The following is a 20,594-nucleotide window of genomic DNA, read 5'->3' as shown; positions in this document are numbered from 1 at the left end:
ATAAAACCTTTTCTGCCGTCTTTACATCCCGTCGCCAAAATGGTACAATATAGTATATTAAAGAACAAATTCAGGAGCTGTTTATGGGCGGCAATTTTTTGGGTGGCGCGGTGGCGCTGCTGTATTTTCTGATGTTTCAGCTGTGCGGCGTAACACTTGCCGCATGCTTTTTAAATAAAGAGCGGCGATATACACAAAGGATTCTCGGCAGCGCCGCGGGCAGCGTGCTTTTAATGTGGCTGCCGTCGTTGTGGGCATTCCTGTTTTCGTTCAGCATCACAGCGCATGTTTTGGCGCTCATCTCACTGCTTTTGCTGACGGTTGGCGCTGTGTTCTTAAAGCGTCCGAAGCTGCTTCCGAATGATTTTCCCGGCAAACACAAAGCCTTCTGCCGTGCAGAACGCACACTGCTTTTGCCGCTCGGCTTGTGGCTGCTGTTCGTGTTTTTGGTGCTGCACAGCTTCCGTTACCAAAACGGCGAGATCTGGTCGAGCCAATGCACCTACGGCGACATGAGCATGCACCTCGGGTTCATCACGAGTATCGCGGAGCAGAAGACATTTCCGCCCATGTATTCCATTTTGCCGGGCGTGAAGCTTTCGTATCCGTTCTTGTCGGACAGCATTTCTTCAAGCCTATATTTGCTCGGTGCGCCGCTGCGCTTTGCGTATGTGCTGCCGATGCTTTTTGCCGGGGCACAGGTGTTTTTCGGCGCATATCTTTTCTGGCAACGCTGGCTGCGTGATAAAGCGAAGACCGCGTTAGCGGAGATTTTGTTTTTTTTAAACGGCGGCTTCGGCTTTGCGTATTTCTTCCCGAATCTGCAAAACGGAACAGATAATTTTACCCGCATTTTCACATCGTTTTATGAGACACCCACGAATCTTGTCAATCAAAATATCCGCTGGGTGAACGTCATTGTGGATATGCTCATCCCGCAGCGCGCAACGCTGTTCGGCTGGGCGGTTTTATTCCCGCTTTTATACGTGCTGTACCGCGCCGTTTATGAGCACTGCGAACGGTATTTCATCATTGCCGGTATTTTTGCAGGCGGACTTGTCATGATTCATACGCATTCGTTCCTCGCGTTCGGACTCATTTGCGGCGTGTGGCTTTGCTTTGCACTGTGCCGCAGAGTGTTCCGGGGCAGCAGTGCTCATGTGCAGTTTACCGCAAAAGTTGCTGCACTCGTTTTGATGTTGCTCGCGTTCGGCGCGCAGTTCGTCACGCCGAAGCTCATCTCGCGCGAATCATCCGTGTTTCTGTATCTGGTTTTGGTTTGTGCCGCAGCGTTTGTTTTGTTTGTGCTCGCACTGCTCATCATGGCGATCCGCAAGGGTTTCGGCATACAGCTTGTAAAAACGTGGGGCGTATTCCTGCTCATCACACTGCTGCTTGCCGCACCGCAGCTTTTCACGTGGACATTCTCGCAGGCGAGCGGAGACAGCTTCATGCGTGGGTGGTACAACTGGGGCAATTTGCAGGACGGCTATTTGTGGTTCTATCTTGTGAATCTCGGCGTCACGGCGCTGTTGTTCCTGCCTGCATTTTTCACGGCAGATCAGCGCCGGTTCACGGTCTGCGCTCCCGCAGCCGTCATTTGGTTCATTTGCGAGTTTGTCGTGTTCCAGCCGAATACCTATGATAACAACAAGCTGCTTTACGCCGCATATTTTCTCGTCTGCGGCGTAGTCGCTTCGTATATGGTCGAGATTTACCGCCGCCTGCGCACACTGCCGGGCCGCCGCGCATTGGCTGTCGGCGCGCTCGTGCTATGCATGCTTTCTGCGGTGCTGACCATCGGCAGAGAGAGCATTGCAGGCTATTGCTTATACGGCGACAGTCAGCTCAAAGCAGCGGAGTACATTTATGAGAACACCGAGCCGGAAGACACCGTGCTGACCGATATGCGCCATAACAACGAGATCGCGGCGCTGACGGGCAGGAACATCGTCTGCGGCTCCACAAGCTACGTGTATTTTCACGGGCTCGATTACACCGAGCGCGAAACGGACATGCAAAGTATGTTCTCCGCACCGCAGGCAAACTGTGCGCTCTTTGAAAAATACAGCATTGATTACATCTTGGTCTCCGCTTACGAGCGCAATAACTTCACCGTGAACGAAACGGAGATCAAAGCGCTGTTCCCGTGTGTCTTTGACGAAAACGGCGTGCAGATCTATAAAGTGACATTTTAATCGAAAGGATATCCCTATGCAAAGACTTTCCGATATATCCACCATTCGAGCCGTCATGGAAAAGAACGGCTTCAGCTTTTCCAAGGCGCTCGGTCAGAACTTTCTCATCAATCCCTCCGTCTGCCCGCGCATGGCTGAGATGAGCGGCGCGGCAGACTGCGCAGGCGCCATTGAGGTCGGCCCCGGCATCGGCGTTTTGACCTACGAGCTTTCGCAGGTCTCAAAAAAAGTCGTCACCATCGAGCTTGATAAGCGCCTGTTGCCCGTTTTAGACGAAACACTTGCCGACTGCGATAACGTGAAGGTCATCAACGACGACGTGATGAAGATTGACTTGCACCGCGTCATCGAAGAAGAATTTAACGGGGAAGAGGTCGCTGTGTGTGCGAACCTGCCGTATTACATCACATCGCCGGTCATCATGAAGCTTTTGGAAGATCGTTTGCCCATCACGAGCATCACGGTTATGGTACAAAAAGAAGCGGCAGAGCGTTTGTGTGCACAGCCCGGCACGCGCGAGTGCGGCGCTGTCAGTGCGGCCGTGCAGTATTACGCCGAGCCGGAAATTTTGTTCGAGGTCAGCCGCGGCAGCTTTATGCCCGCACCGAATGTGGATTCCGCTGTCATTCAGTTGCGTATTCGAAAAGAACCGCCTGTGGATGTGCACGATGAAGCACTTTTCTTCCGCGTTATTCGCGCTGCGTTCGCACAGCGCCGCAAAACGGCCGTCAATTCCATTTCCAACACACTGCATATGTCGAAGCAGCAAGTGACAGACGCCTTCGAGCAAGCCGGGGTTCGGGCAAATTCCCGCGCCGAAGCACTCACGCTGCCGGAGTTTGCCGCTGTTGTCAATCAGCTTACCGATTAAGGAGATGCTTTTATGAACATGAACAAAAATGTACTTGAGCATATGGATAAAGCCGCATATATCATTTTGCTGTGCATCGCCGCCGTTGCCGTGCTCGTCTCCATGGTCACAGGGCCGCTCGGCTATAAAAGCCTTTCCATCGGCGCTGCCGTAAGCGCCGCCATCATTGCCGCTGCGCTCCTTTGGCACACGCTCCGCGCCGCCGCACCGAAATACAAACGATAAAATTTTCCGCATAGCAAAAGCCCCGCAATTACCGAACCAATCGGTTTTGCGGGGCTTTCTGTGTTTATAGTTTAAATAACGCCGAGCTCTTTCAAGGCGCGGTAAATGCCGTCGTCGTCCACATCTGTTGTCACATAATTTGCAGCCGCCTTGGCTTTTGCACAACCGTTGCCCATCGCAACGCCGAAGCCGACGTCGCGCAGCATGTCCACGTCGTTCGGGCCGTCGCCGAACACGAGAATTTCATCGTTTCTTATCCCGTAATGCGCTGCCATCGCCGGAATACCGATTTGCTTACCGCCGTTTTGCGGAAGAATATCATAGCAATAACCGACAGCATGTGTGATACGTACATGCTTCAGCGGCAAAATACGCGGCAAATAAATTTCCGGGTCGTATACCATAAGCTGATACACTTCGTGACAATCTGCACGCAATATATCGTAAACGGGCGGGGAGAGAAGATTATGCCGCAAAAAGTGATCTTCAATATGTTTCGCCGGAGTTGCGGCAAAGCACTCGCGCCCCTCGGCGATCAGGCAGGGGAAAGGCTCCTCTTTTTGCAGCTGCATCAAAAGACGAATGTCTTCCGGGTCGATCGCCAGCGTATGTAAAACCTTGCCGTTTTTATCGAAGCAATATTGCCCCGTCATCGCGGCAAAGCCGTCAAAATCAAAATAATCACGCAGGAAATACGTCATTGGCGTCACACGGCCCGTTGCAACGAATAGCAGAACACCATTTTCACGCGCCTTTTTTAGTGCATGCAGCGTCGAAGGCGGCATACGTTTATCCCGCCCGAGCAAAGTGCCGTCAATGTCAAAGAAAATGGCGCGAAAAGACATGGTACCTCCAAAAGAAAAAGCTTTCGCGCGGAAAGCCTTTTAGAAATTTATGCTCTCTCTTTATATTTTTCTACGATGAGATTTGCGCACTTGTAAATGTCGCCGCCGCCAAGCGTTAAAATGAGGTCGTTTTCCTTAGCGTGCGTCATCACATAATCCGCAATCTCCTCAAAGCTGCCAAACCAGCAGCTGCCGGGAATCTTCGCCGCAAGGTCGCTTGTGTGAATGTTATACGTGTTCGTCTCGCGCACGGCGAGAATTTCCGTCATCACAACATGCTGGGGGATGGAAAGCGCCTTTGCAAAATCATCCAGCAGCATTGCAGTGCGGGAATAAGTGTGCGGCTGGAATACCGCCCAAACCTCATGGTAGCCCATGCGCACGGCAGCGGAAAGCACAGCGGAAAGCTCTGTCGGGTGGTGCGCAAAGTCGTCGGCAACGGTCACGCCTTCAAATTTGCCTAAAATCTCAAAGCGGCGGTGTACGCCGGAGAAGTCCTCAAGCGCCTTTTTGATATGCTCGCCGTCCACACCCATGCCATGTGCCGCAGCGGCAGCCGCCAAAGCGTTCATCATGTTGTGCTCACCCGGCACGCGCAGGCTCACGCGGCAAACGCGCTCGCCCTTATACATAACGGTAAAGTCTTCGCAGACCGTATCTTCTTCGTTGAGCTCCGTCACGTAGTAATCGCTTTTATCCGTTCTGCCAAATGTGACGATCTCCGCATTCGTAATGCCCTCTACGGCGCGCATGGCGTTGGCGTTATCTGCATTGACGATGATGCGCTTTGAGGTCTGCAAGCAGAACTGATGAAACGACTTCACAATATTATCGAGCGTGCCGAAATAGTCGAGATGATCGGCATCAATATTTGTGATGATGCTGATGGCGGGGTGGAGCTGCAGGAACGTATCGACATATTCACACGCTTCGCAAACAATGTCCGCACTTTTGCCGACTCTGCCGTTGCCGTTGATGAAAGGCAGCTTGCCGCCGATGACGGCGCTCGGGTCACGTCCGGCTTCAATCAAGATCTGCGTGAGCATGCCGGTCGTCGTCGTTTTGCCGTGCGTGCCGGAAACCGCAATGGGGTTTGCAAACTTCTTCGTCAAAAGGCCGAGCATCACGGAACGCTCCAACGTCGGAATACCCTTTGCACGCGCCGCGACGAGCTCCGGGTTATCCTGCTTTGCAGCCGCCGTGTACACCACGACCTCCGCATCGCCGATATTCTCCGCGCGGTGGCCCATGTGCACCGGGATGCCGTAGCTGCGAATACGTGCGAGCGTGTCGGATTCATTGATGTCGCTGCCGGTGATGATATAATCCTTGTGGTGTAAAATCTCCGCCATAGGGCACATACCGGAACCGCCGATGCCTACAAAGTGCAGACGACGTACGGTATCGAGCAGGTTAACGTTTTTATCGGTCGTATTATTCTGATTCGTCATAACGAAAGAGTCCTTTCTGAATTGGCTTCACGCAAAACTTGTTTTGCGAAATTATCTGAAATTATGTAATACACTGTGTTATATCTCAAAAACATAGCTATGCGTCCGAAATTGCATACCCATACACATACATTATACCGCCAACGGGCAGAAAAATAAATAGCAAATTCAAAAAAGTATAAAAAAGTCTTTCAGGGCGCACAAAAGCCGCCCGTTTCCATAAAATGAAGCGGATGATAATTTGAAAGGTGGGGGAAATATGCCCATGATCAATACATTCGGCGTCATCGGCGGCGATGAGCGCATGAAATATTTGGCGCAGTCCATTGCGGCGGACGGTTACCCCGTGTGTGTCTGCGGTTTAGAAAAGCTCGGCACCTGCCGCGGCGCAGCGGAATGCGACCTGCCGCAGCTCGCGGCGAAAAGCTCCGTCATCCTTTTGCCGCTGCCCGCAACAAAGGACGGTCTGTTTTTAAACGCGCCGTATGCCGAAAACGAAATTCGTTTAGATGACGATTTTGCGCGTCTTTTTATGCACAAAACGGTGTGCGGCGGCATGCTTCAGCGGTTGACCGCCTCGTCTTCCCTGTGGCGTGAGATTGAGCCCGAAGACTACTACCGCCGCGAAGAGCTTGCCGTCGGCAACGCGATCCCAACGGCAGAGGGCGCAGTCGGCATTGCGATTCGCGAATACCCCGGCACGATAAACGGCGCAAAATGTCTCATCACGGGGTTCGGGCGCATCGGGAAAAATCTGGCGATTATCCTGCGCGGTATGGGTGCAGAGGTATTCTGCGCAGCGCGCAAAAAGGCCGATCTCATGCAAATGCGCGCGTTCGGCGTGCAGCCGTTGACGTACCGCGAGATCAGCAGAAGGTTCGATCTCATTTTCAACACTGTGCCCGCAAAGGTTTTGACTTCGCCTGTGCTCATGCAGCAAACGCGCGATACGCTCATCATCGAGCTTGCCTCCGCACCCGGCGGCACCGATTTGAAGCGTGCGGAAGAATTGCACCTGCATGTCATCGACGCGCCCTCGCTGCCCGGCCGCGTCGCGCCGAAGACGGCGGCGGAGTATATCAAAGAGGCGGTCTACAATATTTTGGAGGAGTAGTGATCGACATGCCCACGCTTGCCTTTGCCATGTGCGGATCGTTCTGCACATTTGAAAAAGCTCTCGCGCAGCTTGCTCTGCTGCGAAAGGACTGGGATATGTTGCCCGTGATGAGCGAAACGGCGTACACGACCGATACACGCTTCGGCACGGCGGAAAGTTTTCACGAGCGCATAGAAAACATCTGCGGACGAAAAATTATCCACACCATCGCAGAAGCGGAACCCATCGGCCCGAAGCGTCTTGCCGATGCCGTGCTCGTCGCGCCGTGCACGGGAAACACCGCTGCGAAGATTGCAAATGCCGTAACGGATACAGCTGTCACGATGGCGGTAAAATCCGCCCTGCGCGTCTCCATGCCCGTTGTACTGTCCCTCGCCACAAACGATGCTCTCGGTGCGTCGTGCAAAAACATCGGTCTGCTTATGAACACGAAAAACATCTATTTTGTGCCCCTCGGACAGGACGACCCCATAAAAAAGCCGAATTCTCTCGTCGCACATTTCGACCTAATTCCCGAAACGCTTGCAAATGCCGTGCGTGGAGAACAGTTGCAGCCTGTTTTGCGATGAAGTGCGCCGCGAAAGGCAGTTGAATTTGTAAAAAAGCTGTGCTATACTGAAAAGCAGAAACGGCAATGCCGAAATGGGAGGCTATTATGCTCTACTGCACGAAATGCAAAAGCATCTGCGAGGATTCCACACAAACCTGTCCGAACTGCAAGCGCAGCCGCGGTCTGCGGCCCGTAAAGCCCGAGGACGAAGTGTTTTTCCTCAAGGTCAGCGAGGGGGAAGCTGCGGAGCTTGCGCTGCTCTTTGAGCAAAACGCGGTGCGCCATGCGATACACCCCGTAAAAGGTGGCTTTTCCACCAGCGTGTACGACCCGGAGTATCTGCCGACCGATAAGGATATTTACGTGGAATACCAAGACCTCGAACGCGCCAAAGAGCTGATGCTCAAAGAGCGGGAAGAGCAGTCGCAGGAAAAACCGTCCGAAGAGAACGATATGCCCCGCGGCAAGCGTATGCTCATCCAGTCGCTTTCTGTCATCGCGTTCATGGCAATCGTCATTTTGGTCGTGCTCGGCTCAGATTTCATCGCAAATCTTTTAAAAGCGCTTTTCACAAAGTAAGCACTGCCGCGAAAATAGGATATTATTAAAGATTGGGGAAGTCCAAATGAAACAGTACAGACCGGATACAACGTGTATCCACGCGGGCTATACGCCCGGAAACGGTGAACCGCGCGTTCTGCCCATCGTACAAAGCACCACATACACCTATGACAGCTCCAAAGAAATGGGCGATCTGTTCGATTTAAAAGCGGACGGCTTTTTCTATACGCGCCTCGGCAACCCGACGCTCGACGCTGTGGAAAAGAAGCTTGCGGCACTCGAGGGCGGCGTAGGCGCGCTCGTCACATCTTCCGGCCAGGCAGCCACCATGATGGCCGTTCTGAACATCTGCCACGCAGGAGGTCATGTTGTGTGCTCCAGCGCCGTATACGGCGGCACATTCAACCTGTTCTATAAAACCCTGCATGAAATGGGCATTGACTGCACATTCGTTTCGCCGAACTGCACCGAGGACGAGCTGAACGCCGCATTCCGCGAGAACACCCGCTGCGTGTTTGCGGAAACGCTTACGAACCCGTCTCTCGTCGTGACGGACCTCGAAATGTTTGCAAACGCCGCACACGCGCACGGCGTACCGTGCATTGTCGATAACACGTTCCCGACGCCCATCAACTGCCGTCCGTTCGAGTTCGGCGTAGACATCGTTACGCACTCCACCACAAAGTACCTCGACGGTCACGCGGTGCAGCTCGGCGGCGCCATTGTAGACAGCGGTAATTTCGATTGGAACAACGGCAAGTTCCCGGAGTTCACAGAGCCGGATGAATCTTATCACGGCATCGTGTATGCCGAGCACTTCGGTAAGGCGGCGTATATCGCAAAAGCGCGCTGCCACCTGATGCGTGACATTGGCGCGCAGGCCGCCCCGATGAACGCATTTTACCTCAACCTCGGCATGGAAACGCTCGCACTGCGCATGGAGCGCCATTGCTCGAACGCGCAGAAGATTGCCGAATTCCTCGAGCAGGACGACCGTGTGGCGTGGGTCAACTATCCGGGTTTGGAGAGCAGCCCGTACCACGAGCTCGCTATGAAATATATGCCGCACGGCACCTGCGGCGTCATTTCCTTCGGCATCAAGGGCGGCAGGGAAGCGGCCACCCGCTTTATGGACAGCTTGGAGCTTGCCTCCGTCGTCACGCACGTCGCAGACCTGCGCACCTGCGTGCTGCACCCGGCCAGCACCACGCACCGCCAGATGACCGACGAGCAATTAAAGGAAGCCGGCGTCTCCCCGGATCTTATCCGCCTCTCCGTAGGCATCGAAAACCCGGAAGACATCCTCGATGACATCAAGCAGGCACTTGAGAAAGCAACCAAATAACATTTATATAGACGAAAAGCACGGCGCGAGAAAAAATTTTGCGCCGTGCTTTTGCATAGTAGCACCGCCTGCAGGTTTCATATCTCCTGCAGGCGGTTTTATATACTCAACTTTTTCAATTTTCGGGTTCCGAAGACTCCGGGGATTCGGTGTTTTCTGTCTGCTCCGAAGCTTCGGGGAACGCGTCGGGGTTGGTTTCCGGCTCGCTTGCTATATTCTCTGCGTCTGCCGTTTCGGTCAGCGGTTCCTTTTCCGGCTCCTTCGGCGGCTCTTTGAGCGGCAGGGTAATCATCACGGTAAAAAGGTCGCCCTTTACGGTCACGTGGAAAGTACCGCCACAGGCCTCCGTGAAGCTTTTCGCAATAGAAAGGCCAAGGCCGCTGCCGGAAGTGGAACGGCTGTCATCCCCGCGCACAAAGCGGGCCGTCAGCGAATCGCCGTCCATGGTAAGCTCGTATTTCGAGATATTCTGGATCGTCACGACGGCGTTTTGACCCTGCTTTTGCAGTTCCACGTAGACACGCGAACCCTCAAGCGCATATTGTGCCGCGTTCTTAATGAGGTTCTGGAACACACGGTACATGCGCTGCCCATCAGCATAAACGGGGAAGTCCTCCTGCGGGATCTGCACGCGCCACGTCAGCTCGCTGTCGTTCATCACGCCGTCCATATCTCCGAGCGTCTGCCGCAAAAGCTTATCGAGACCGATGTATTCCGGCATCAGCGTAATATTGCCGGTTGCGGCTTTAGAGACATCGAAAATATCTTGCAGCATATGGCGCAGACGGTCTGCTTTCTGCGAGACGATCTTCAAATAATCCTGCATGTGCGGCGGCAGATTCGGCTCGGTCTTCATCAATTCAATATAGCTGATGATGGACGTGAGCGGCGTTTTGATGTCGTGCGAAACATTCGTGATAAGCTCCACCTTCGTGCGCTCGGATTTGATGCCTTCCTCCACCGCGATACGGATGCCGTCACGGATCATATTGAGCTGCATAGCGGAATCATAAAGCGGGGAAGTAGCGGGCAGGTGATTCATCGCGTCAAGGTCGCCCTTGTACATTTGCTCCACCTGCTCCATCAGCTTGCCATAATCGCGCAGGTCGTCGCGCAGTGCCCACGCAAACCATACAAGCGTACCCACACCCGCGGAAAACAGACCGACGTAAAACGCGACAAACCAAATCGTATTCATCAACCAATGGCTGTAAAAGAACACATATCCTAAAACACCTACGATGCAAAGCCCCACCAAAATACCGGCGGTCGCCATGTATTTGCGGTAAACAATCTGCTCGAATTTTTTTCCTTCGCGGTTGCCAAGCACAAGCTTCAAAACGGAATGAATGATGTTGTGCCGATAAATCCGCCGGTTGTGAGAAATATCGATGCCGAGCAAATAGAACACAAAGAACACGGAGAACAGGGTAACAGCTGTGCCTGCAAGGTCAAACCCATACGAAATGATATTGAGCACAACAAAAGCCCATACAAATACAGCTATGACTTTGATTTCTATCCAAATCCATTTGAGTCCGTGTGCAATGTAGCGCTCAAACAGCTTTCTGTCCTGCCGGAACAAAATGGAGAACAGCAGCACCAGAACGAACATAATCACCGCTGCCATAATCAATCCCATATAAAAATATATGGTTTTCATTTGCAACTGCGCTGCGCTGACAATTTCGTTCGAGGAGTAGTAAGAGGTCGGCTCTGTGCGCACCGCAAAACTGATTTTAGGCGATTGAACGCTACTTTGTCTCAATGCTTCCAGTGTATACGAAAGCGTATTTGTATAAACTGCACCCGGTGTATCACTGCTGAAAACACAGTCTAAAGCACCGTCTTTATCGCTGTGATAAATTCTGACTACACCTTCTTCGCAGATGAAAAGGTAATTGAACCCCTCCGGCAGCGTCTGTGCATCCCAGTTTGAGTCATTCGTCACCGTTTTACCGGCAGGGTCTGTGCTATAGCTTGTTACGGAATAGAGGTCGTCTTTAGAAATCGATTTCACATAGACCGTGGAGACCGTTGTGCCGGTTTCGTCACGCGAAACATAGTAATGATAGCTGCTCGATGCTACGGCGTTTTCGTCCGCATCTTCGTCGTCAGCCACATTTGAATTCGCGGCGGTATCGCCTTGCGTACTGTAATACAATCGCTCAAACAGCGCGGAAGCATTTTCTTTATACGTATCCGTTTCGCGCAGATCACCCGAAAGTGCTTGTCCGATCTCGGTAAAAAAATAGCTACCCTCGTCAAAAATGCTTCGCCCGTAGTATATGGCAAATATCAACCCCGCAATAATAGAAAACGCGCACAGCAAAAAGCAGAACCAGGCGAAAACGCCGCGGGCAAGGTTAGTGCTTTTCAATTTCATAACCGATCCCCCATACCACTTTCAAGTATTCCGGCTCGCTTGGGTTCAGCTCGATTTTCTCGCGAATTCTGCGGATGTGCACCATCACGGTGTTTTCCGCCGAGTACGCGGGTTCGTTCCAGATGCGGCTGTAAATTTCCTCGGCGGGGAAGATGCGGCCCGGGTGCTTCATCAAAAGCTCCACGATTTTCGTTTCCGTCGCCGTCAGTTTTACTGGCTCGCCGTCCGCATACAGCACGTGCTCGTCCAGCTTGAACGTCAAACGCCCGTTCACGATCACGTTGTCGCTGCGCGTGTTGATGTCGCCGAGGTCAGTGTAGCGCCGCAGCTGCGATTTCACCCGCGCCACAAGCTCCATCGGGTTGAACGGCTTCGAAATGTAATCGTCCGCGCCCATGGAAAGACCGAGAATTTTGTCGCTGTCTTCGCCCTTTGCGGAAAGAATGATGATGGGCAGATTTTTCTTTTCGCGGATTTTCATCACGGCGGAAAGTCCGTCCAGCTTCGGCATCATCACGTCGATGATAATCAGATGCACTTCGCGGGAGGTCACGCAATCCAGCGCCTGCAAGCCGTCGTAAGCGTTCAGCACATGGTAGCCCTCGCGCTCCAGCGTAATGGTAATGGCGCGCACGATCTCGTGGTCGTCATCCACAACCAAAATGGTTTTCTTATTCATATCCGGCATAAAATGCCCTCCTTTTCACTCCATGCTGAAAGTATACAGAATACCTCTTACAAAATCGGGAATAGAATTCTTACAATCAGCTTACAATTCATCTTTTTATCATTGTACAGGATTTTCATGTGCTTCGCAATGCTATCCCGGTTCTTTTTTATGTGCCTGCACATACTCTTTATAAAAAGAAATAGGGGGAACACAGAATGAAAGTGCACATATTCGGTAAAAAGCAGGTGCTTTATGTTGTTTTGGCAATCATTCTCTTGTGTATCGGTATGGTTTGCGCTTTGCGCGCAGTCAACCGTTTGGGTGCGGCAGAGGCCGCCGCAGGTATTACCGATTGGGGTTTGAGCTTTCAAAGCGAGGGTGCACCGCCCGTTGCAAATGCCTCGCAGGAGTATTTAAAAAATTTCGACGCGCTGTATGTCGGCGACACGAACAAAAAAGAGATCTACATCACGTTTGATGCCGGCTTTGAAAACGGCAACACGGAGAGAATTCTGGACGCGCTCAAAAAACACGGCGTAAAGGCAACGTTCTTCCTTGTCGGCAATTATTTTGAGACGCAGCCGAAGCTTGTAAAACGTATGGCAGAGGAAGGCCACACCATCGGCAACCACACGTATTCGCACCCGGATATGTCGAAGATCGGCGATATCCAAAGCTTTCAGACCGAACTGCAAAAGAATGAAGCGCTGTACAGGGACGTTCTCGGCAGCGAAATGCCGAAGCTCTACCGTCCGCCGCAGGGCAAATTCTGTGAGGAAAACCTCAAAATGGCGCAGCAGCTCGGGTATTCCACGGTGTTTTGGAGCCTTGCCTATGTTGATTGGTATACGGATGACCAGCCCACACCCGAGCAGGCATTTTCTAAATTATTACCGCGCATTCACCCCGGCGCGGTCGTTTTACTGCACAGCACGTCGAGCACGAACGCCGAAATCTTAGATGAGCTCCTTACAAAATGGGAAGAAACGGGCTACTCGTTCGGCGACCTTGAAGCCTATTGTGCCGCACAGAAAACATCTTGAGCACGTTTTGTCAGCAAAACGTAAGCTATAATTCTTAAAAAGAAAAATAAAAACCATGACGTTTAGTATACTTATTTGCGGAACTTTTAAGAAACTTGAAAAAGAACGGATCATGAAAGGAACAATTCAGTATGGTAGAAGCACTTGTCAATTTTTTCAGAAATATTATTCCGGGTGAGCTTACGGTGTTCATCCTCTCCATGATGCCCATCATCGAGCTGCGCGGCGGTCTTGTTGCGGCGAAAATGCTCGGCGTAGATTTATTGCCTGCCATGCTGATCTGCTTCATCGGCACCATTTTACCGACGCCGTTCATTCTGCTCTTTATCAATAAGATTTTCGACTGGATGCGCAACACGCGCTTTGTAAAGCTTGTTGACCGCATGGAAGCCAAGGGTAGAAGCAAGTTTGCGCAGATTGAAAAATACAAGACGTTTGGCCTGCTCATCTTTGTCGCCATTCCGCTGCCGGGCACCGGCGCATGGACGGGTTCGCTTGCCGCGGCGCTGATGAAAATGCCCATTAAAGACGCGCTTTTCTCCGTCATCGGCGGCACGCTTATCGCGGATATTTTAATGGCGATTTTCTCCTACGGCCTGCTCGGCATGTTCATTTAATAAGGAAGTTTAAATGGAAACAAAAGACATTATCATCATCGGCGGCGGTGCAGCGGGGCTTATGGCGTCGTGTGCCGCCGCACATGTTTTAAAAAAACGCGGTTCTGTTCTTGTTTTGGAGGGCAACGCAAAGCTTGGCAGAAAGCTGCTCGCCACCGGCAACGGCCGCTGCAATTTAACGAATTTAAACGTTTCGCCCGCGCATTACCACGGCGATGTTACGGCAATTCAAGACCTATTGCATGAATACACGCCCGAAGCTATTTGTGCCGTGTTCCGCGAAATGGGGCTTGTCACCAAGTCGGACAGCGAGGGCAGGGTATACCCGCAGAATCAGCAGGCAGCGGCCGTACTCTCCGCTTTGCGGTGGGATGCCGAAAAATACGGCGTGTCGTTTTCGGAAGAACACACCGTCTCAAAAATCGAGAAAGTCAAAAACGGATTTACGCTCATCTGTACGGACGGCACGCAGCTTTTCACAAAGCAGTGCATTTTGACGTGCGGCGGTGCGGCATCTCCGCGCCATTCCTGTGGCGAGGGCTACACGCTCGCAAAGCAGCTTGGCCACACGGTGACAAAGCTGTATCCGTCTTTAACGCAGCTTACCGTGCGCGCAAAGCAGTGGAAAACGCTCTCCGGCACGCGCGCCCCTGCAAACGCCGTGCTTTTGGCGGACAATAAACCCGTCTATGAAGAAAGCGGCGAGGTGCAGTTTACGGATACCGGCATTTCCGGTATTTGCGTGTTCGGCCTTTCCGTGTATGCCGGCGAGTTCTATGCGCTCGGCACGATCCGTAATAAGAAATATGCTTCACTCGCCGTACAGCTCGATCTTTTGCCGGACATGGCCTATCAGGACGTGCTCGATTATCTCCTTGAGATGACAAAATTGTATCCCGCACGTGCAGCGGGCGATCTGCTCTCCGGCCTACTCAATATGCGTCTCGGCTATATGCTCGTCGGCGCGGCGGGCATCGCGCAAAGCGAACCGGCGGTAAAAATCAAAGCCCCACAGCTTAAAAAGCTTGCTTCTCTCCTTAAAGGCTGGAGGTTGGACATCACCGGCACGAAAGATTTTTCTGCGGCGCAGGTCACGGCGGGCGGCGTGCCGCTTACGGAGCTCGACCCGCACACGATGGCATCTAAAAAAGCCCCGGGGCTTTACCTTGCGGGTGAGATGCTGAATATTCACGGTGATTGCGGCGGCTACAATCTGCATTTTGCGTGGGCAAGCGGCATCACAGCCGGAAAAAGCGCAGCCTATCGCTGCCTGAAGGAGGAAAAACGATGATACGCATCAGCGACATTTCCATGCCGCTTCACTATACGGACGAAGCTTTGCGCCGCGCAGCCGCCAAAGAACTGCGTACCGATGCGCAGAAGCTCAAAAAATTGGCACTTGTCAAGCGCTCTGTTGATGCCAGAAAAAAGCAGGACGTGCGCTTTGTCGTTACCGTGGATGTGGAAACGGACGGCAACGAAGACAAGCTGCTTTCCCGCGTGCGCGACAGCCACGTCTCAAAAGCGCCGAAAAGAACCTATGCAATACCGCCGCACGGTACATTGTCGCAGCGTCCGGTCGTTGTGGGGTTTGGCCCGGCGGGCATGTTCGCAGGCTTATTGCTCGCACGCGCCGGTCTGCGCCCGATCATCTTAGAGCGCGGCGGCTCTGTAGAAGAACGCCAAGCAGCCGTAAACACCTTCTGGCAGATGCGAAAACTAAACCCAAGCTGCAACGTGCAGTTCGGCGAGGGCGGCGCAGGAACGTTTTCGGACGGCAAACTCAATACAGGCACGAAAGATGAGCGCATTTTCTTCGTACTGCAAACGCTCTGCGAACACGGCGCACCCGAAGACATTCTATTTGACGCAAAGCCGCACGTCGGCACGGACAAGCTGCCGCAAACCGTCCGCGCCATTCGCGAGGAGATCAAATCTCTCGGCGGCGAAGTGCGCTTCAACACGCAGATGACCGACCTGCTCGTCAAAAACAATGCTGTTTGCGGGGTTGTTGCCGAGACAAACGGTGCGAATGAGACGATCGAGACCGCACACGTCATTCTCGCTGTCGGCCATAGTGCGCGCGATACATTTAAAATGCTGTTTGAAAAAAGCTGTGTACCTATGGAGCCGAAGCCGTTTTCCGTCGGCGCGCGCATTGAGCACCGCGCAGAGACGATAGATCGCGCACAGTACGGCGATTTTGCAGGCGACCCCGCACTCGGCGCGGCGGACTACAAACTCAATGTTCACCTTGAAAACGGCCGCGGCGTGTACACGTTCTGCATGTGCCCGGGCGGCTATGTCGTCGGTGCGGCATCCGAAACGGGTAGTGTCGTGACAAACGGCATGAGCGAATACGCCCGCGACGGTCAAAACAGCAATGCCGCGCTGCTTGTCGGCATCACGCCGGAGGATTTCGGTTCCGCGCATCCGCTTGCCGGCATTGCGTTTCAGCGTAAAATCGAGCGCGCCGCATTTGAAGCGGGCGGGGGAGCATACAGTGCCCCGTGCCAGCGCGTTGGCGACCTGCTTGAAAACCGCGCAACGACCGCGCTGAACGGCAGCGTGCAGCCGACCTATCGGCCCGGAGTTGTGCCCGGCGATTTAAGGACCGTGCTGCCCGGTTATATCTGCGATTCCATGGCGGAGGGCATCCGCCGCATGGGCAGGCGGCTGAGGGGCTTTGACGACCCGGACGCTTTATTGACCGCTCCCGAGGCCCGAAGTTCTTCACCCGTGCGCATCCTCAGAAACGAGACGCGCGAGTGCCCCACGGTGCGCGGTCTGTTTCCGTGCGGAGAGGGCGCAGGTTACGCCGGCGGCATCACTAGCGCCGCCGTAGACGGTCTGCGCTGCGCAGAAGAAATATTGAAGCAAAGTCTATAACATACCAAGCGCCCCGGCGGACTGTTTTCGTCTGCCGGAGCGCTTTATGTAAAATGAACAGAGACGTTTCCCTGTAAAACTACAGAGAAACGTCTCTGTGTTTATCACATTTAATCGCACATGATATGCAAAATCTCGCGGTCGGTCTCGCGCATACCTTCGCGGGCCAGTATGCCGATGTTGCGTATCGTCTCCTCAACGCCCTTCGTGACAAGGCCATCACCCGCGCGGAACTGCTGCCCGTTTTTGTACATGTGGTAGCCCAAAATGCCGGCATCCACAGCAGATGCGATTTTTGCCGCGCACGAGGCTTTTGCGCCGTCGCATACCATCCCGGAATCAATAGCAATGGAGTTGACGATTGTGTGCTCGATTTCTTTCAGTCCGCCGCCGTATAAATACGCAATGCCCGCGCCGCAGCCGCAGCCTGCGCTCACAGCGCCGCAGTACGCGGAAAGCCGTCCGATGCCGGACTTCAGGTGGATCGTCACGAGGTCGGAGAGTGCCACCGCGCGAATCATTTTTTCATAGCCGACGTTCAATTCTTTTGCATACTCCACAACGGGCAGAGAAGCCGTCATTCCCTGGTTGCCGCTGCCGGAAACGATGACGACCGGCAGGGAGCAGCCGTTCATACGCGCGTCGCTGCCCGCAGCCGCCATGGCTCTGGCGCGGATTTTCACATCATCGCCGTAGGTTTCGAGCAATACCTTGCCGATGTTCGCGCCCCAACTGCCCGATAAACCTTCTTTCGCAATGCGTGTGTTGTAGTCAATCTGCCGTTTTACGGGCGTTTCAATATCGCAAAGCTCTGCACACTCAACAAACTCAAGAATCGTCTTCACCGAAAACGCACTGCGGTCGCAAATGCCGCTGTCCGTGCTTTCCGCCGGAGTATCGGCACAGGTATCGAGCAATATTTCGCCGTCTTTTTCCGTATGCACAATATTCGTGTGGTGCCCCACAATACGCACGTTTGCCGTATGATGCTCACTTTTCACCGTAATGTCAATGTCGAAAATATAGGGAGAGTCCGAAAGCTTCACGGTGATCGGCGTGTGCTCCATATAAGCCTTGATCTCCGCCTGCTCTGCTTCGGTCGCCTTTGAGATAACCTCCAATAAAAGCTCGTCATGTCCTGCTATGATCCCCGCCGCAGCCGCCGCAGGGATGCCGCGCAGACCGCCGGTGTTCGGCACAAAAACGCTTTTCACGTTTTTGATGATATTGCCGCTCGCCGTGACGCAGACTTCACACGGCAGCTCGTTTAAAATGCGCCGTGCCGCTGCCGCCGCATAGGCAATGGCAATCGGCTCTGTGCAGCCCATGGCGGGCAGCAATTCTTCTTTTAAAACTTCAACGTATGCGGTATACAGGGTATCGGTTTTTTGCATGAGTAGGCTCCTAAAATCAGTTTTGGTTCAGCATCGGTAAAATGCGGGCAAATGAAGCGTCCGCAAGGTCGTCGGTCGAGTTGTAGTACAGCAAAAGACTTTCTGGGTCGTCCGGTATACGCAGATTTTCGGGAATATCAAAATTCACGCCCTTTATGTACTCGTCCCAGTGTTCCATTTTCCACGCGTCGCGGTCGGAAGAGCGCCTCATCATGCGCGCCTTGCACACAGCGGGGTCGGTTACGATCCAAATAACACACAGCTTTGCGCCATATTCACCGAGCTTCGCGCGCAAATTCTGAATGTACGCCGTGTCGCGAATTTCCCGCGTGAACGGCGCGTTGATGAGCACGGTGTCCGCATAACGCAGCGCCTCAAACGCAAGGTCCAAGATCGTCTCGTACTCGTAGTCGCGGATGTTCGCTTCAAAAAACGCAGAGCTGCGGTCATACGGTTTGCCCGCCACTTTGAAAATTTGCTTGGAAAGCGGGATCAGCGTGTCCTTGTCCAAATAAACAACATGATCCAGCGCCGTACACAGGCGTTTGGAAAGCCGGGTTTTGCCGCACGCAGGCGGTGAGGTCACAAGAATCAGCTTTTTCATGAGACAACCAACCTTTCGGATCAAAATAAGGGAAAAGGTGCGTATTCTGTTTACTGTAAAATTAAGTATAGCACGTAAAAGCCAAAATTGCACGAAAATTTTACTTTTCCGTCAATTTTTGCACAAGGTCCTTGAGTAAAACATCGCGGTGGATACTGTACACATAGCGCATAAAATGCCGCGTGTTCGAAGGTGTCCATGTGTCGTCATACTGGGGAATAGGGCTGTGCAGAAGCGTGTCGTCCATGAACTCGCCGTCCAAAAGCCACGCCACCGCCGTCACGTCCCAGATCACGCGCGACCATGTTTCCGCCTGCGCCCAGCGCCGTCCTTCTTCAATGGCATAGTGTGCCAAATAATCGCACAGCTCGTTTTTGCCGAGAAAGTAGTCTTTGAACTCCGGCTCGCTCACGGAGAAGCCGGAGACCACGCCTGCGCACGGCAGCTGTACAAGCGCCGCACCGCATCCGAAAACAATGCGTCCCGCCGCAATATCTTGATACATATTGAACTCGCGGTTGTCCGGCCAGTGCAGCGCGTTGCCGCCGAGCCATACAAGGACGATACGGTCGCGAATTTCCGGCTTCAAAAGCAAGGCGGAAGCCACATTCGTGATCGCGCCGATCGCAACGACATACAGCGGCTTTTCGGGTGTATAATCCATCGCGCGCTTTGCGAGGTCCTCCGCCGCAGGCGAAAGCACGGGCTTGTCCTCGTCCGTGAGATATGTTTCCGAGCCCTTAAACGTGACGGACTTTAAATCCTCGCGTTTTAAAAGCGTCAGCAGCTTTAGAATTTCGTCATAGCTTTTTTCCATGCCGTCCTTTGGCGATACGGATTTATCATTCAAAAACGGCGCGGCATACAGCGCTTTTACGTTCAACTTGTCGCTGTTTTTCATCATATACGAAAGCGCAAATTGGTCATCTAACTCGTTATACGTATCGGTGTCCAAAACCACGTCAATCTTACCTTTCGGTTTCGTTAGGCGGCGTAAAAGGCTTTCGGTGTTCGGTACTGTCCAGTTCATAAAAATTCCTCCCGTTTTGATGCGCATAGTTTATTATATAGTATAGCGGAAATTTAGCTTTGCGAAAAGTATAAACCGCAAATTTTCTGCCCATATTTTATACAAAAAATTAAATGAAATTTTGTGAAACGACGCAAATTTCAGGGAGGATAAATCTATGATGCGTAAAATCAAAACACTGTATAACAGAACGCTTCTTCTGCGCGCGATGGCGTGCGGGCTGATCTTAACGGTGCTTCTAAATTTAGCGGGCTTCTCCGCCCAGTGTGCCGCGCTGGAAGAGAACATCGTGCGGCTGCATGTTATTGCAAACTCGAACGACGAAGCGGATCAAGCCGTAAAGCTTCGCGTGCGCGATGCCGTGCTGCGGGAAGCCGAGCAGTGGTACGGCGATGCGGAAGATTTTGACACGGCCGTCACAGCGCTCTGCACGCACCTTGAAAGCCTTGAAGCGGCAGCAAATTCCGTCTTGAAAGCCGAAAACCTCCCGTACTGCGCCAAAGCGGAAGTTTGCGAAATGTACTTTCCGACCCGCACCTACGAGAGCTTCAAGCTGCCCGCCGGGCGTTACCGTACACTGCGCATTTCGCTCGGCAAGGCCGAGGGCAAAAACTGGTGGTGCGTTGTATTTCCGGCGCTGTGCATGCCCGGTGCAAGCGACCTATCCAACCTGCCTGATGATACCGATACACTCGTGCGTGAACCGGAAAGCTACGAAGTCAAATTCAAGGTGGCGGAAATTTTCTCACGTCTCCGCGAACTCTTTGACGCGTGAATGCACATGTGCTAAAATAACAA

General features: G+C 53.0%; 19 protein-coding genes. 12 read left to right on the top strand and 7 right to left on the bottom strand.

Annotation, left to right across the window (positions count from 1 at the left end; all coding sequences use genetic code 11):
• Nucleotides 1-83: 83 nt before the first annotated feature.
• Genes ACI0CA_RS08455 through ACI0CA_RS08445 form a run of 3 tightly spaced genes read left to right on the top strand, consistent with a single transcriptional unit; the run spans nt 84 to nt 3,294 of the window.
• Nucleotides 84-2,198: a hypothetical protein gene (locus tag ACI0CA_RS08455; protein WP_446806931.1), complete on the top strand. Its 2,115-nt coding sequence runs from the start codon at nt 84-86 to the stop codon at nt 2,196-2,198.
• Between the two features lie 16 nt (nt 2,199-2,214).
• The gene (gene rsmA, locus ACI0CA_RS08450; protein ID WP_308448435.1) at nt 2,215-3,069 is read left to right on the top strand and encodes a 16S rRNA (adenine(1518)-N(6)/adenine(1519)-N(6))-dimethyltransferase RsmA; all 855 of its coding nucleotides are present in this window, start codon (nt 2,215-2,217) and stop codon (nt 3,067-3,069) included.
• Between the two features lie 12 nt (nt 3,070-3,081).
• Nucleotides 3,082-3,294: a hypothetical protein gene (locus ACI0CA_RS08445; protein WP_308448434.1), complete on the top strand. Its 213-nt coding sequence runs from the start codon at nt 3,082-3,084 to the stop codon at nt 3,292-3,294.
• Nucleotides 3,295-3,365: 71 nt separating this feature from the next.
• Here the strand turns inward: ACI0CA_RS08445 and ACI0CA_RS08440 are convergent, their stop codons facing one another.
• Together ACI0CA_RS08440 and murC are read right to left on the bottom strand one after the other, a co-directional pair.
• Nucleotides 3,366-4,139 carry a Cof-type HAD-IIB family hydrolase gene (locus ACI0CA_RS08440; RefSeq protein WP_308448433.1) on the bottom strand — a complete coding sequence of 258 codons (774 nt, stop codon included), beginning with the start codon at nt 4,137-4,139 and terminating at the stop codon, nt 3,366-3,368.
• 47 nt (nt 4,140-4,186) lie between these two features.
• Nucleotides 4,187-5,590 (bottom strand): UDP-N-acetylmuramate--L-alanine ligase, encoded by a 1,404-nt coding sequence (murC, locus tag ACI0CA_RS08435; RefSeq protein WP_176820236.1) that lies wholly within the window; start codon nt 5,588-5,590, stop codon nt 4,187-4,189.
• A gap of 259 nt (nt 5,591-5,849) precedes the next feature.
• Between murC and ACI0CA_RS08430 the strand changes: the two genes are divergently transcribed.
• The 4 genes from ACI0CA_RS08430 (at nt 5,850) to ACI0CA_RS08415 (ending at nt 9,163) form a co-directional block, all read left to right on the top strand.
• Complete coding sequence (locus ACI0CA_RS08430; RefSeq protein WP_308448432.1) at nt 5,850-6,704, top strand: dipicolinate synthase subunit DpsA; 855 nt, start codon at nt 5,850-5,852, stop codon at nt 6,702-6,704.
• Nucleotides 6,705-6,712: 8 nt separating this feature from the next.
• On the top strand, nt 6,713-7,276 hold the full coding sequence (locus tag ACI0CA_RS08425) for a dipicolinate synthase subunit B (protein ID WP_308448498.1): 564 nt from the start codon (nt 6,713-6,715) through the stop codon (nt 7,274-7,276).
• Between the two features lie 65 nt (nt 7,277-7,341).
• Entirely contained in the window at nt 7,342-7,836 is a 495-nt protein-coding gene (locus ACI0CA_RS08420; protein ID WP_308448431.1) for a hypothetical protein, read from the top strand.
• Nucleotides 7,837-7,882: 46 nt separating this feature from the next.
• Nucleotides 7,883-9,163, top strand: coding sequence for an O-acetylhomoserine aminocarboxypropyltransferase/cysteine synthase family protein (locus ACI0CA_RS08415; protein WP_176820234.1), 1,281 nt, complete (start codon nt 7,883-7,885; stop codon nt 9,161-9,163).
• A gap of 115 nt (nt 9,164-9,278) precedes the next feature.
• Here the strand turns inward: ACI0CA_RS08415 and ACI0CA_RS08410 are convergent, their stop codons facing one another.
• Nucleotides 9,279-11,549 (bottom strand): histidine kinase dimerization/phospho-acceptor domain-containing protein, encoded by a 2,271-nt coding sequence (locus ACI0CA_RS08410; protein ID WP_446806932.1) that lies wholly within the window; start codon nt 11,547-11,549, stop codon nt 9,279-9,281.
• Nucleotides 11,530-12,228 (bottom strand): response regulator transcription factor, encoded by a 699-nt coding sequence (locus tag ACI0CA_RS08405; RefSeq protein ID WP_176820263.1) that lies wholly within the window; start codon nt 12,226-12,228, stop codon nt 11,530-11,532. Before ACI0CA_RS08405 ends, ACI0CA_RS08410 begins: the two co-directional genes overlap by 20 nt.
• A gap of 206 nt (nt 12,229-12,434) precedes the next feature.
• Between ACI0CA_RS08405 and ACI0CA_RS08400 the strand changes: the two genes are divergently transcribed.
• The 4 genes from ACI0CA_RS08400 (at nt 12,435) to ACI0CA_RS08385 (ending at nt 16,768) form a co-directional block, all read left to right on the top strand.
• Nucleotides 12,435-13,262: a polysaccharide deacetylase family protein gene (locus ACI0CA_RS08400; RefSeq protein WP_417422542.1), complete on the top strand. Its 828-nt coding sequence runs from the start codon at nt 12,435-12,437 to the stop codon at nt 13,260-13,262.
• 131 nt (nt 13,263-13,393) lie between these two features.
• Nucleotides 13,394-13,879 (top strand): COG2426 family protein, encoded by a 486-nt coding sequence (locus ACI0CA_RS08395; protein ID WP_176820231.1) that lies wholly within the window; start codon nt 13,394-13,396, stop codon nt 13,877-13,879.
• A gap of 13 nt (nt 13,880-13,892) precedes the next feature.
• On the top strand, nt 13,893-15,170 hold the full coding sequence (locus tag ACI0CA_RS08390; RefSeq protein ID WP_446806933.1) for an NAD(P)/FAD-dependent oxidoreductase: 1,278 nt from the start codon (nt 13,893-13,895) through the stop codon (nt 15,168-15,170).
• On the top strand, nt 15,167-16,768 hold the full coding sequence (locus tag ACI0CA_RS08385) for an NAD(P)/FAD-dependent oxidoreductase (protein ID WP_417422769.1): 1,602 nt from the start codon (nt 15,167-15,169) through the stop codon (nt 16,766-16,768). Before ACI0CA_RS08390 ends, ACI0CA_RS08385 begins: the two co-directional genes overlap by 4 nt.
• Before the next feature lie 110 nt (nt 16,769-16,878).
• Here the strand turns inward: ACI0CA_RS08385 and ACI0CA_RS08380 are convergent, their stop codons facing one another.
• The 3 genes from ACI0CA_RS08380 to ACI0CA_RS08370 all read right to left on the bottom strand — a co-directional run bounded on the left by ACI0CA_RS08380 (nt 16,879) and on the right by ACI0CA_RS08370 (nt 19,796).
• Nucleotides 16,879-18,162: an L-cysteine desulfidase family protein gene (locus ACI0CA_RS08380; protein WP_308448427.1), complete on the bottom strand. Its 1,284-nt coding sequence runs from the start codon at nt 18,160-18,162 to the stop codon at nt 16,879-16,881.
• A gap of 16 nt (nt 18,163-18,178) precedes the next feature.
• Nucleotides 18,179-18,766 carry an AAA family ATPase gene (locus tag ACI0CA_RS08375; protein WP_308448426.1) on the bottom strand — a complete coding sequence of 196 codons (588 nt, stop codon included), beginning with the start codon at nt 18,764-18,766 and terminating at the stop codon, nt 18,179-18,181.
• A 100-nt stretch (nt 18,767-18,866) separates the two neighbouring features.
• Nucleotides 18,867-19,796, bottom strand: coding sequence for a nucleoside hydrolase (locus ACI0CA_RS08370; protein WP_308448425.1), 930 nt, complete (start codon nt 19,794-19,796; stop codon nt 18,867-18,869).
• 157 nt (nt 19,797-19,953) lie between these two features.
• Here ACI0CA_RS08370 and ACI0CA_RS08365 point away from each other — a divergent pair, with 157 nt between their 5' ends.
• Nucleotides 19,954-20,571, top strand: a complete 618-nt coding sequence (locus ACI0CA_RS08365; RefSeq protein WP_343284426.1) for a stage II sporulation protein R — start codon at nt 19,954-19,956, stop codon at nt 20,569-20,571.
• Nucleotides 20,572-20,594 lie beyond the last annotated feature (23 nt).

The organism is Hominenteromicrobium mulieris (assembly GCF_046197855.1).
In the GTDB taxonomy this organism is placed as follows: domain Bacteria; phylum Bacillota; class Clostridia; order Oscillospirales; family Acutalibacteraceae; genus Hominenteromicrobium; species Hominenteromicrobium mulieris.
Note: the sequence above shows the minus strand (reverse complement) of the source record. Positions and strands in the feature narration are given on the sequence as shown.